The 13,034-nt window shown below is 49.3% G+C and carries 11 protein-coding genes; 7 read left to right on the top strand and 4 right to left on the bottom strand.

Annotation, left to right across the window (positions count from 1 at the left end; genetic code table 11):
* Positions 1-102: 102 nt before the first annotated feature.
* Positions 103-2,781 (top strand): cation-translocating P-type ATPase, encoded by a 2,679-nt coding sequence (locus tag OCV68_RS08630; RefSeq protein WP_262572059.1) that lies wholly within the window; start codon positions 103-105, stop codon positions 2,779-2,781.
* 91 nt (positions 2,782-2,872) lie between these two features.
* Here the strand turns inward: OCV68_RS08630 and OCV68_RS08625 are convergent, their stop codons facing one another.
* From OCV68_RS08625 to OCV68_RS08610, 4 genes are read right to left on the bottom strand one after another with little or no spacing between them, the layout of a single operon-like run.
* Positions 2,873-3,367: a YunG family protein gene (locus OCV68_RS08625; protein ID WP_262572058.1), complete on the bottom strand. Its 495-nt coding sequence runs from the start codon at positions 3,365-3,367 to the stop codon at positions 2,873-2,875.
* Position 3,368: 1 nt separating this feature from the next.
* Positions 3,369-3,803, bottom strand: coding sequence for a YaiI/YqxD family protein (locus OCV68_RS08620; protein ID WP_262572057.1), 435 nt, complete (start codon positions 3,801-3,803; stop codon positions 3,369-3,371).
* Between the two features lies 1 nt (position 3,804).
* Positions 3,805-5,241, bottom strand: a complete 1,437-nt coding sequence (locus OCV68_RS08615; protein ID WP_147621954.1) for a nicotinate phosphoribosyltransferase — start codon at positions 5,239-5,241, stop codon at positions 3,805-3,807.
* A 36-nt stretch (positions 5,242-5,277) separates the two neighbouring features.
* A complete protein-coding gene (locus OCV68_RS08610) occupies positions 5,278-5,946 on the bottom strand; it encodes a cysteine hydrolase family protein (RefSeq protein WP_262572056.1) in 669 nt (222 codons plus the stop codon).
* 256 nt (positions 5,947-6,202) lie between these two features.
* Here OCV68_RS08610 and OCV68_RS08605 point away from each other — a divergent pair, with 256 nt between their 5' ends.
* The 6 genes from OCV68_RS08605 to OCV68_RS08585 form a co-directional block, all read left to right on the top strand.
* Positions 6,203-7,525: a threonine/serine exporter family protein gene (locus tag OCV68_RS08605; RefSeq protein ID WP_262572055.1), complete on the top strand. Its 1,323-nt coding sequence runs from the start codon at positions 6,203-6,205 to the stop codon at positions 7,523-7,525.
* Positions 7,526-8,392: 867 nt separating this feature from the next.
* Positions 8,393-8,797: a hypothetical protein gene (locus tag OCV68_RS08600; protein WP_262572054.1), complete on the top strand. Its 405-nt coding sequence runs from the start codon at positions 8,393-8,395 to the stop codon at positions 8,795-8,797.
* A 240-nt stretch (positions 8,798-9,037) separates the two neighbouring features.
* Positions 9,038-9,328 carry a hypothetical protein gene (locus OCV68_RS08595; protein WP_262572053.1) on the top strand — a complete coding sequence of 97 codons (291 nt, stop codon included), beginning with the start codon at positions 9,038-9,040 and terminating at the stop codon, positions 9,326-9,328.
* Between the two features lie 59 nt (positions 9,329-9,387).
* Positions 9,388-9,513 (top strand): RNA polymerase sigma factor sigma-70 region 4 domain-containing protein, encoded by a 126-nt coding sequence (locus OCV68_RS14770; RefSeq protein WP_394803506.1) that lies wholly within the window; start codon positions 9,388-9,390, stop codon positions 9,511-9,513.
* Between the two features lie 108 nt (positions 9,514-9,621).
* Positions 9,622-11,577, top strand: coding sequence for a phage portal protein (locus tag OCV68_RS08590; protein ID WP_262572052.1), 1,956 nt, complete (start codon positions 9,622-9,624; stop codon positions 11,575-11,577).
* On the top strand, positions 11,577-13,034 hold a 1,458-nt coding region (locus tag OCV68_RS08585; RefSeq protein WP_262572051.1), incomplete at its 3' end, for a phage minor capsid protein. The genes OCV68_RS08590 and OCV68_RS08585, both read left to right, overlap by 1 nt.

Here is a 13,034-nt window from a genome sequence, read left to right as displayed (position 1 = left end):
TTTACTGTAACAGCCGTTTTTTTGTCTCCTGTTCTTTAAACGGCTGTCCGTACATATAAATTACCAACCAAGGATAATCATACAGCCAAAGGAGACGCAGATATGTCACAAAGCATATTGGAACGGGAATATGAAGTCCGCCCGAAAAAGCAGGGCGGCGGAATGGGACTTACCTCGGAAGAGGCGGCGGCACTGTTAAAGGAATACGGCGAGAACACTCTGCTATCGGACAAGAAAGCAAAGCCTCTCAGGATATTCTTAGGGCAGTTCAGGGACATTATGGTCATGATACTCCTTATTGCCGCAGGGATATCCGCATTCATCGGCGAAACTGCGGATGCTGTGACCATTATAATCATAGTGATGCTCAACGCCATACTGGGCTTTATCCAGGAGTACCGCACGGAAAAAACTTTGCTGGCGCTTAAAAGTATGTCAGCCCCCAGTGCAAAGGTCTGCCGTGACGGTCATATGACAGTTATCCCCGCTTCCCAGCTTGTTCCGGGAGACATCATCTCGGTGGAGGCAGGCGACAAGGTGGCAGCGGACGCAGTTCTGCTCACCGCCAAGGGACTTATGGCGGAGGAAAGCATTCTAACAGGGGAAAGCGAGCCTGTTGCCAAGCGCTGCGGCAACACATCGGACAAGGATAACTTCGCAGGCAAGGAGAACATCATCTACAGCGGCACCATGATAACCAAAGGCACAGCCCGTGCAAAGGTCATAGCCACAGGCGTTAATGCCCAGATGGGCAAAATATCCGATATGCTCACCGACATCGAGGACGAGGAAACTCCCCTGCAAAAGCGCCTCGGAGAGCTGGGAAAGATCGTTGCCATAATCTGCATAGCCGTCTGCTTCATTGTGGCAGGGGCAGGCATTTTAAAGGGCGAGCCTGTTTTCGATATGCTCATGACAGGCATAACGATCGCCATAGCGGCTATCCCCGAGGGGCTTCCCGCCACAGTCACCATTGCGCTTGCGCTGGCTGTCAACCGAATGCTCAGCAAAAATGCCCTTGTTCACAAGCTCCACTCCGTGGAAACTCTGGGCTGCACATCGGTCATCTGCACCGACAAGACGGGAACTATCACCGAAAACAAAATGACCGTCCGCAAGGCGTGGACAGATGAGGGCGAATACGATTTTTCGGGTCAGGGCTACCGCCGTGGGGGAAATATCCGCTGCGGAGAAGATATCGTCACAAAAATGTCCTCCAAGCCCCTGTGCGAAATGCTCCGCTGCGGAGTGCTCTGCAACAATGGCGATATTGCCACCCAAGATAGCATTGCAAGCGATACATCTGACATCGGCGAATGGTCAGCCGCAGGCGACCCCACCGAAACAGCTCTCCTTATTGCCGCAGCCAAGGGCGGAATGAGCCACAGCGCCGAAAGGACAGCTTTCAGGCGCTTGGACGAGATCCCCTTTGACAGCGACACAAGGCGAATGACCGTGACCGTCCGCACTCCCTCGGGGGACACATCATCATACACCAAGGGCGCTGCGGATATTATCCTCAGCCGCTGCACGGAGATACTTACCTCAGGCGGCGTAAAGCCTCTGGGCTACAGCACACGCAAAAGGATAGAAGATGCCTGCGCCGAAATGTCCTCAGCAGCACTGCGGGTATTGGCATTTGCATACAAGCCCAAGGGGGATAACAGCCCCGACTCGGGAATGGTATTTCTCGGACTTATGGGAATGTCCGACCCTCCCCGTGAAGAGGCAAAAAAAGCCGTCCGACTCTGCCGTGAAGCAGGTATCAGGACGGTAATGATAACAGGCGACCACAGGAACACCGCTGCCGCCGTAGCAAGGCAGGCAGGCATTTTAAGGGAAAACTCCCCCGAAAGCGCAGTCATCACGGGAGCGGAGCTGGAAAATATGTCCGACAGCGAGCTTGAAAAGGCAGCCGCAGGCGCAAACGTGTTTGCACGGGTCTCCCCTGCCGACAAGCTGAGGATAGTCAGGGCCTACAAGCGTCTGGGGCACATAGTCACCATGACAGGCGACGGCGTGAACGACGCTCCTGCCGTAAAGGAGGCGGACATCGGCGTTGCCATGGGCATCACAGGCACGGACGTTACCCGTCAGGCGGCGGATATGGTGCTGCTGGACGATAACTTTGCCACCCTTGTAAGCGCCGTGGAGCAGGGCCGTGGCATATATGCAAATATCCGCAAATTTGTCCGCTACCTGCTTTCCTGCAACATAGGCGAGGTGCTGACCATGTTTCTCGGCATAATCTCGGGAATGCCCATGGTGCTTATGCCCTCACAGATACTGCTGGTAAATCTGGTAACCGACGGTCTGCCTGCCGTGGCGCTGGGCGTAGAGCCTTGCGGCGAGGAGAATATGAGAAAGCCCCCACGCCACAAGGACGAAAGCTTTTTCTCAGGCGGACTTATGTTCCGCATAGTTTTCAGGGGCATACTCATCGGCATATGCACCCTTGCATGCTTCACGGTAATGCTCCGCACAGGCGCAGGTCTGGGAGCCGCCCGCACGGGAGCGCTGCTGACGCTGGTAATGTCACAGCTTTTCCACGTTTTCGAGTGCAAATCCGAGACAAAGAACATCTTCACCGTTCCCTACTTCAACAACCCCAAGCTTATACTTGCGGTGCTGTGCTCGGCAGCGGCAATATTCGGCGCAATCTATTTTCCGCCCCTCCAGACCGTGTTCAGAACAGTTCCTCTGAACGGCAAGCAGGTGCTCATCTCTCTGGGGCTTACCTTTGCCGCTCCCCTCTTGCAGTGCTTTGCAAGGCACAGGTAATGAAATATAGACAAAACACGCCCCGCAGGCTTACTGTGGGGCGTGTTGTCATATTCCTGTTTTTTCTTTCATACTAAGAACCAATTAAAAACTATACAAAAAATCGAGCATAATCTTGCGTATATGGATTATGCGATGATTTTTTGTCTATAGTTTTATTGGTGATTAGTATCAGGCGGTCTCTGAGATACTCATATCTCAGCTGCTTTTCTTCCTTGGCAAAATGCACTTCTCTGAGCTGTTCGGGGTTATTTTCGTAGCACAGCTTTTCATCGCCGAACTGCTCGCTGGTAAGGTCAAAAACGCAGTTGCCTATAACATTGTAGCAGTGATAATTGCCGCCGCTGCGAAGTATGCCGTAAACCTTTCCGCCGAAAATATCCTGAGCAAGGAATGCGGTTATTGAGCACTGACCCAGAGTTTTATTATCCTCCGACCACTTGTCCCTGAGCCTTGGGGCGCAGGTGTCTGCGCACCATATGCCGCACAGCATATCATAAAGCATTCTCGGGTCTTTTATCGCCTTGTATTCGTCATTTGCGGGAGGAACATCTGCCCTTTCCCAGCCGTAAAATTTATATTCCATATTATCCTTTCATAAGCAAGGCTTCAAGTGCTTTTTCAAACATCTCGTCCTGCTGCGGCGTGCGCTTGGGGCAGCCTTTAAGCCTGCCGCCGCTTCTGCGCACCTTTTTGCCTATGGCACGAAATTCCAGCAGACCCGAGATGTTCTCGTCCGAATACTGCTTTCCGTCCTGATTTATCACCAGCGCCGACCTGCCAAGGCACATTGCCGCCAGACCGTAATCCTGAGTGACGGCTATGTCCCCTGCCGAAAGCATATTCACCAGCCTGAAATCGACGCTGTCAGCGCCCTTTTCCACCACGATAGTTTCCGCTCCCTCACGCTCTATCCTGTGGCAGGTGTCGCAGAGGATAACGCAGCCAACGTGATATTTTTTCGCCAGCCTTACTGTGATATCCACCACAGGGCAGCCGTCTGCGTCAATATAAATTTTCATATCAAACGCTCATTTCGTTGAGCAGGTCATTTTTCTTGTCCCACAGCTTCTTTGAAAGGTCAACGTAATACTCGTGGGGATTTTCAAATCTTGTTACCTCGCTCCAGAGCGTGCCTATCTGCTCACGGCAGAAGTCACGTATCTCCGTTGCGGAGGGGGACTCATATACACACTCGCCCTTGTCAAATATCTGCACAAGAAGCTTCTTTGCGGTAAAGTCGGTGACAGTCTTTTTCTTGTAAGGGTGCTCAGGGTCAAAAATGGTGTAGGGCTTGGTGTCATCTACCTCTTCGCCGTAGCAGGTGATAAGGTCGGCAATAGCCTTGCCGGTGGTCTTGTCGTAAAATCTCCAAAGCTCCTTGAAATCGGGAGTGGTTATCTTGGTAACATTTTCCGAAAGCTTTATCTTGGGGATTATTTGCCCGTCCTTTTCAACGGCTGTGAGCTTGTAAACTCCGCCGAAAACAGGCTCGCTCCTTGATGTGATAAGGCGCTCGCCTACGCCGAAGCTGTCGATGCACGCACCCTGACGGAGAATATCCTCGATGATATATTCGTCAAGGGAGTTGGAAATGCAGATCTTTGCATTGGGGAAGCCCGCATCGTCCAGCATCTTTCTTGCTTTTCTTGAAAGGTATGTGATATCACCGCTGTCAATGCGTATGCCCGCAGGCTCATGGCCCTCTGCCCTAAGCTCGTTGAACACCTTGATAGCGTTGGGTATGCCCGATTTAAGCACATTGTAGGTATCCACCAGAAGCAGGCAGGCATCGGGATAGCACTTGGCATATGCCCTGAAAGCATCAAGCTCGGAATCGAACATCTGCACCCAGCTGTGAGCCATGGTTCCCAGAGCGGGAGTGCCCATTTCCTTGTCGGAGATGGTGCAGGCAGTTCCCGCACAGCCGCCGATATATGCAGCTCTTGCGCCGTAGATAGCGCCGTCGCTTCCCTGAGCACGCCTTGAGCCGAACTCCATAACAGCTCTGCCGTCAGCAGCCTTTACAATACGTGCAGCCTTTGTGGCGATAAGGCACTGGTGATTTATGCAGAGCAGCAGCATGGTCTCCATAAGCTGAGCCTGGATCGCAGGGCCTTTTACAATGACCAGCGGCTCATTTGGGAAAACGGGAGTTCCCTCGGGGATAGCCCACACGTCGCAGGAGAACTTGAAGTTTCTCAGATAATCAAGAAACTTTTCGGAAAATATCTTCTTGTCCCTGAGATATGCAATGTCCTCGTCTGTAAAGGACAGCTTTTTGATATAGTTTATAGCCTGCTCCAGTCCGCACATAACCGCAAAGCCGCCGTTATCGGGGACTTTTCTGAAATAAAGGTCAAAGCAGCACACGGTATCGGCAAGCCCGTTTTCAAGATATCCGTTGCCCATGGTCAGCTCGTAGAAATCTGTGAGAAGTGTAAGATTACGGTCGTTCATCACGCACATATCCTTTCATAAATTGTATTTATATTCTTACTCTGTAACAGCGCTTACAAACTTGATGCCGCTGTCCTTCATAAGCTTGTAGGCGGCAAGATTTGTGAAATCGCTGCTGTGATAGGGAGCGTCATAGGTCTCGACGCAGTTCACGGGAATGATTATGGACACCGCCTCGTTTTTCTGGGTAAAATATGTTTTAAGGCTCAGGCAGAACTGCATAACGCAGATATCGGTGCAGTCGCCTGTGACGATAAATGTATCTATCTCGGGGTGGCACTCCAGCAGGTCTCTGAACTTTTTCTCGTGAAAGCCGTTGGTGGAGTTTTTGGGGATAAGGATATAGTCCCCCGCAGCTTTAAGCTCATCGACCACTTCCGACTCGGAGGTATTTTCGATGCAGTGGGGAGGGAACGAAAGAAACTCAGCCGCATTTTCCTTGTGGCAGTCCGCAAAAGCAGCGGTAAGGATACCCGCATGAGAGCAGGCACTGAGCAGCCTTGCATTCGGCTTGATTATATCCTCTATCCGTGCGGAAGCCATAGCGCCCTCACGGATAAATCCGTTGACGATATCCATAAACACCGCCATGGCTGATTTCTTTGACACAGCTGACAGCTTCATTTCGGGGAGAGAGGCAATTTCATTAAGAAGCGACTGAGCCTCAGCTGCAATGCGGGAGGTACTGTTTTCGGTAAATTTCATATTATCGGCTTCCTTTCCGTATGAATGTTATATAAACATTATACCACGGCGTGCCAGAATTGTAAATAGCAAATTGGCAGGCAAAGAAGCTGCAGAGGTCAGGCAAATTATATTCACAGTTTATTTACCCATTGCTACCAATGTGAAAATCTTACATTGATTGACTTATCTGCCCGAAAGTTGTATAATAGACCTGATAATAGCTTCCGCAGAGGCGGAGGCAATACTGCAATGTTATTATGGGAGATAATACGCAATGAGCAAATTCAGGAAACAGCATATGTCCATCGACTGGCATGAGATCGTAGGAGAAGAAAACTACGAGCCTGCGGTGAACGCCACTCTTAAGGAAAAAGCCTCGCTGGTCGAGCGTGTGGGAATGATGATGCTTTCGGTGGGAACGGGAGCATGGAGAGTACGTGCTTCGATGAACAAAATAGCCCGTGCGCTGGGCATTGTGTGCAATGCGGATATCGGCCTGCTGACAATCGAATGTACCTGCATAGAAAACGGCGATACATATACAAATGAGATAACCCTCAGCACCACAGGCGTAAACACCGACAAGCTCAACGAGCTTGAGCATTTTGCGGATGGCTTTGCGGAAAGGGTCACAAAATACTCGGTACTGCAGTTTCATCGGATACTTGACAAAATTTCCGAGATACCGCCCAATTACAAGGCATGGAATTTGGGCCTGGCATCGGGTCTTGCCTGCTGCGGATTTACATTTCTTCTGGGCGGCGGGCCTGTCGAAATGATCCTTGCATTCTTCGGCGCAGGCGTGGGAATGTACGTCAGAAAAAAGCTGCTGGAGCGCCACATCACTCTGCTTGCAAACGTGGCTGCGGGTGTTGCCGCTGCCTGCTGTACATACCTGCTGCTTTTCAAGCTTTTTGAGGTGATTTTCAACGTCTCCAGTGTTCATCAGTCGGGATACATCTGCTCCATGCTGTTCGTGATACCCGGCTTCCCGCTGATAACCGGCGGCATCGACCTTGCAAAGCTGGATCTAAGATCGGGTCTGGAGCGCATCACATACGCTCTGCTGATAATACTGATGGCAACAATAACGGGCTGGGTGGTCGCACTGCTGCTCCACTTCTCGCCCGCAGATTTCCCCGAGCTGGAGATGGCTCCGCTGGTTAAAATGGCCATAAGGATCATCACAAGCTTCTGCGGAGTATATGGCTTCTCACTCATGTTCAACAGTAAGCGCAAAATGGCAGCCTGCGCAGGACTTATAGGAATGATAGCCAACACAACACGTCTGGAGCTTATTGATTTCACCCCCATACCCGCAGGCGTTGCTGCATTCATCGGAGCTATGATAGCAGGACTTCTTGCATCGGCGATGAAATCAAAGGCAGGCTATCCCAGAATAACCCTTACAGTTCCGTCAATAGTTATCATGGTCCCCGGAATGTTCCTGTACAAAGGCATCTATTATCTTGGCTCATATGATATCTCAACGGGCGGAATGTGGCTCACAAAGGCTTTCCTGATAATCATATCGCTTCCCTTGGGTCTGATTTTCGCAAGAATATTCACGGACAATAATTTCAGACAAAGCAGCTGATATTCTGAAAAACCTCCGTTCTCTTTACTGATGTTGTAAAGAAGGCGGAGGTTTTGCTGTTACCTCTATTTTCAATACAAAAGACATTAACCGAATCCTTAATTTATACTAATCCTCAATCAACCTATAGACAAATCCTCAGCTGAAATAAGCCCATCCTTCGTCAAGCTCCCTTGCCGGGCGACAAGCCCGCCTGCAGTCGCTTTCCTAGACTGGTCTTATTTCATCTGTCGGCTTTGTCTATAGAACGATTAAAGATTAGTATTATTGTGATTTATTCAGGCAAAACAATTCATTCAAAACAATTCATTACCACATTTAATCGTGAGTTCAAACCAAGCTTTTTTCTGAAATGAGCTATAAAATAAAAGAAGTCCGTAGATGACGTATCTACGGACTTCTTTTGGCAATATCTGCCAAGATATGGCAGGGGCAGAGAGCGCAAGTGCGAACAAGCTGTTTGCGGTATATTCAGAATGGTGTGAGCAATACTGCGAGTATCGTATGAGCAGCACGAAGTTTGGTATGGAGATGTCAAAGAGTTTTCCGAAGCTTCGTACAAAAGCAGGCTATGTTTATATGGGAATAGCTTTAAGTCAGATACCTCAAAGCAGGTTCACCGTAAATTATTGATGTATACCTTTACCCCTAAATAAAAAAGTATTTTATAAATTATATAGTATAATATAAAAGTTTAAAATACCCCTCATACTAAGCACCAATTAAAAACTATACAAAAAATTGAGCATAATCTTGCGTATATGGATTATGCGATGATTTTTTGTCTATAGTTTTATTGGTGATTAGTATCAAACCATACACCCTATACACTAACCCTACACCGAATATCAAAAGGAGTGATAAATTTTGACCGAGCAGGAGCTTAAAAGACTGATACATCAGGCATACGACGGCAGCATAAATCTTGATAATCTTCCCACTCCCGAATACCGATATTTTGACCGTATCCGCAGACTTTACAAAAGATACAAGTTTGACAAAAATATGCCCAAGGATTTTACTGAACGTATGAAACGTATAGCGTTCTCTGAATATATGCAGGACATTGAAGAGCACAAGAGGTACACTTCGATGTATGCACAGTATCAGTACAACATTAAGCAGGCGGATAAGCTTAAAATCGAGGCTGAAAAGGCTGACACGATATATCACATTGCCTGCTGCACTGCTGATATTGTTGGAATGCTGACGGGTGATGAGGGATATGGGAAAAGGATAAGGGAGAAGATCGGAGGAATGGATAAATGCTGAAATGCGAAAAGTGCATTCATAAGAAAATCTGCATTGACGAGGCAAATTACAAGAACGCCGAGGCTTGCAGGAATTTTATCAATGAAAATGATGTTGCGCCTGTGAAGCACGGACATTGGAATGTGGGATATTTTCACGATAGAGTTTGCAGTTGTTGCACAATCCAAGTAACGACCTTGGAAATTATCCATATAAATTCTGTCCTCACTGCGGGGCAAAGATGGACGGAGGTGAAAATTCGTGAAAACAGAAGAAATCTTACAACATCTCGGCGACCTGAAATCCGAAGCCGAGGGGCATTATACCGATGACGGCGATGATAAAATATTCCACCAGGACGCAGAAGCGCTGCAGGCTGCTATTGATGCCGTTAAGTCCAATGCAAAAATCGTTGATGCTATTGATCAGGAAATCGGAATCCGCAAGGCATCTGATAGCATACTGCAAGCTGAGGAACGCAGGGTGAATTATGGCGACCAAAAGTTAGTGCTTGGAAGCTTGCTTGAAATCCTAAATCTGAAAAAGGAGTGATGCATATTGACTGTGCAGGAAGTCAAGGCGGTGCTGAATGATGCACGAGAGGCAGGGAAGTGCTTAACCTGCATTATCTTTACTGCAAGTCTTGGGGACAGGTTGCTGCCAAAATGGGAATCAGTGTGCGGCACGTACATAGGCTTCACGGTAAGGCTCTTGTGAAAATTTCAAAAAATGCTTGACATGTCACTATGTTTGTACTAAAATGGGTATAATGAATTTTTATATCCGCTTACGGTTAAAGGCTGTAAGCGGATTTTTTTATCCTATTTTTCGGCAGGTGGTGACCCGTGAATGAAAAAAATTTAACTCCTTTTTCTGAACGAAGCGTGAGCGAAGCAAGAGAAGCAGGCTCCAAAGACGGCAAAGCTTCAGGAGAAACCCGTCGGCGCAAGAAGGATATGAAGCAGAAGATGAAGGCTCTGCTTGAACTTCCCGCTGCTGCCAATGACAGGGAGCAGCTTGAAGCTCTCGGCATTTCTCCCGATGATATGGACAACGAGATGGTACTTGTTATGTCTATGTTTCTCAGTGCTGCTCAGGGCGATACAAAGGCGTTTGACAGGGTAATACAGATACTCGGCAAGGATATTGCGCACGAGGAGCTTGCCCTTAAAAAGCGTGAGCTTAAGCTTAAGGAAGAATTTCCCGGGGATAACGGCTTTTACAGCGGATATATGGACAGGTGGCAGGACATTTACGAGGGTCGCCCCAAATGGCGTGAGGTGAAGCGTGCGGGGCTGAACAGGGGCACTGTGCGGCAGATGAATATGCTGAACACGGCAAAGATTTTATGCGATGAATTTTCTCACAAGTGCTTTGCGGAGCAGGTGGACATATCCTGCGGGTCAAAGGAATATGACGACTTTATCCTTGATTTCCTCTGTCGTGAGGGCTTCTGGAAGAACATTCCCCGACTGCTTTCGGCGGCGTTTGCTCAGGGTGGCTGTGTTCTGAGGGAATACATAGAACGGGGCAGGGTGCGGCTCTCGTTTGTTGAGGGGCGGCAGTTCTACCCATTGAAATGGGACAACAGGGACATTACCGAGGGCATTTTCGGCACGGTATCAGCCAAGGGCAAATATTATTACACGTTATTCGAGAAGCATTCCGTCAAGGATGATGATATCCTTGTGGAGTGCTTTTTGTTTCGTTCTTCTGACCCCAATGCTCCGGGTGACAGAGTGCCGCTGTCGGTGCTTTATCCCGATATGGCGGACACGTTCACATATGCTATGAACACTCCCCTGTTTCAGTATTTCAAGACCGATTTTCCAAGCAACATTCCCACGGCGCTGCCTTTGGGTATCAGCTGCTTTGCAAACTGCGAGGACACGCTCAAAGCCCTTGATGTGGCGTTTGACAGCTTTGCCCGTGAGTTTGTTCTCGGAAAGAAGAGAATAATCGTGCCAAGCTCCTGCATTCGTACTGTGGTCAATCCCGAAACGGGTAAGACAGAGCGGTATTTTGATGCTGATGACGAGGTATATCAGGCGCTCAAATGCGATGAGGACAAGGACCTGAAAATCACCGACAATACTGTGGAGCTGAGAATTTCAGAGCACGTTGACGGCATAAATGCGCTGCTGAATATTCTGTGCTTTCAAGTGGGGCTTTCTCCCGGCTCGCTGTCATTCGACAAGGCGGGCGGAGTTAAGACCGCAACCGAGGTGGTTTCCGAGGAAAACAAGACGGCTGTTACGATACGCTGTCAGAAAAATCTCCTCGTTGAGTTCATTGAGGAAATGTGCAGGGCTGTGCTCAGGCTTGCGATGATCACGGGTGAAGTCCCGAACGGTGATCTTGAGGTCACTGTGGCGTTCAAGGACAGCGTTGTTATTGATGACAACACGCTTATCGCAAACAACATCAGTCTTGTAACGGCGGGGCTAAAGTCAAAGATTTCTGCCATTATGGAGGTTATGAAATGCGATGAAGAGGCGGCAAGGCGAGAGCTTGAACGGATAAATGCGGAGAGTGCTGTTCTTGGAGTTTCGGACGGTGAGGGGTTTGTGACTTCGGGCGGTGATAATGTTGATGATACGGCAGGCACTGACGACATCATTGACAGTGCCGAAGAAGCCGCAGGCAAGACCCTGAACGGTGCACAGACACAGAGCCTTATTGCTGTTATGGCGCAGTATCAGTCGGGTGCTCTGAGTCTGGGACAGGCTATAAACGTCATTTCCGTAGCTATCGGCGTTTCCAAGGAAGAGGCAAAGAAAATTCTTGAAGGTGCTGAATAATGACAAGGGAACAGTATGACGAGCTGTCTGCTCCGCTTGTGCGGGTGCTGCTGGATATGGAGGACGATATCCTGCGGGAAATTGCGGCGCAGCTTTCACGGGACGGAGATATTTCCGACACGTCAAAATGGCGGATAAGGCAGCTGGCGAGGGCAGGACGCTTCGACAAGCGGGCGGCGGCTATCATTGCGGGATATTCTGAGGTCGAGGGCGGTCAGGCTATGGACGCTGTTCTGACGGCGGCTGAGACTGAGATAGGATATCTTGACAATGCGGTGCAGGCGGCGAATGCTGCGGGGCTGTCGGAATATTTCTCGGACATTCCTGCGGAGGAATCGGCTCTCGGTGCGGCCAAGGCGTTTCAGCGGCAGGCGGCGAGTGACCTTAACCTTGTGAACACGGTCATGGGGTACAAGGCAAAATCGGCGTATGTGAATGCTGTGAATGCCATTTATCGTGACACTGCCGAGGGCAGACAGGGCGCTCTTGACATTATGGGCAAGGGTGCGGCAAAGGCTGTATCGGGGCAGATGTCATTGCAGGAAGCAACAAGGAAAACCATACGGGAGCTTGCTCAAAAGGGCATTCCCGCTTTCGTTGACAAGCGTGGGCGTGAATGGTCTCCCGAGGCTTATGTTATGATGGATATGCGGTCAACGCTGGGGAATACAGCGAGGGCTGCACAGAATGCACGTTGTGACGAGTATAATATTCAGCTCATAGAGGTTTCTTCCCATATGGGCGCACGTCCTCTTTGTGCCCCATATCAGGGCAGGATATTCAGCCGTGACGGTTCAAAGGGTGTGACCACGGACGGAGCAGGCGGCAAGATATATTACACTCCCCTTTCGGAAACGAGCTACGGTCAGCCTGCGGGGCTTTTCGGCATAAACTGCGGGCACGTTCAATATCCGTTCGTTCCTGGCATCAACTTTCAGAGATATTTCCCCTATCCAAAAGAGGAAAATGACAGGCGGTATATGCAGTTTCAGCAGCAGAGAGCTATGGAACGGGGCATCAGAGCCGCCAAGCGGGAATGTATGATGCTGCAGGAGGTGGGCGACACTGAGGGCTTGCAGAAGGCTTCCTTGCGGCTCAGAAACCAAAAGGAGAAGTATTCCGTTTACTGCAAGGAGACGGGGCTTAAACAGCACAATGACCGCACTCAGGTTTATGGGTATGACAGGAGCAAGTCGAGCAAGACGGTTTGGGCGGAGAGGAAGGCGAAATCAGGGCTTGACAATGGCAGCAGAAGTGGTATAATGAATATGACTACAAACGCAAAAGGTACCCCTGTAAGAATCGTTAAAAGGACTGACCTTACAGGCGAACCCAACAGCATTACCCAAAGAGAAAATACCAAGGGCGGGATTGACAGAAACTATTATGATGGAAACGGCAAGCAGACCAAGCAAGTTTCAAATCATGATCATGGCAATCCCAAAAACCACCCGTTT

The sequence above is a fragment of the Huintestinicola butyrica genome (assembly GCF_025567215.1).
Taxonomy (GTDB): Bacteria; Bacillota; Clostridia; order Oscillospirales; family Ruminococcaceae; genus Huintestinicola; species Huintestinicola butyrica.
This window is presented reverse-complemented; position numbering and strand designations above follow the sequence as displayed.

Excerpts from the sequence above, each read along its gene's own strand:
- OCV68_RS08630 (WP_262572059.1), top strand. The coding sequence starts at position 103 with ATGTCACAAAGCATATTGGAACGGGAATATGAAGTCCGCCCGAAAAAG.
- OCV68_RS08625 (WP_262572058.1), bottom strand. The coding sequence starts at position 3,367 with ATGGAATATAAATTTTACGGCTGGGAAAGGGCAGATGTTCCTCCCGCA.
- OCV68_RS08620 (WP_262572057.1), bottom strand. The coding sequence starts at position 3,803 with ATGAAAATTTATATTGACGCAGACGGCTGCCCTGTGGTGGATATCACA.
- OCV68_RS08615 (WP_147621954.1), bottom strand. The coding sequence starts at position 5,241 with ATGAACGACCGTAATCTTACACTTCTCACAGATTTCTACGAGCTGACC.
- OCV68_RS08610 (WP_262572056.1), bottom strand. The coding sequence starts at position 5,946 with ATGAAATTTACCGAAAACAGTACCTCCCGCATTGCAGCTGAGGCTCAG.
- OCV68_RS08605 (WP_262572055.1), top strand. The coding sequence starts at position 6,203 with ATGAGCAAATTCAGGAAACAGCATATGTCCATCGACTGGCATGAGATC.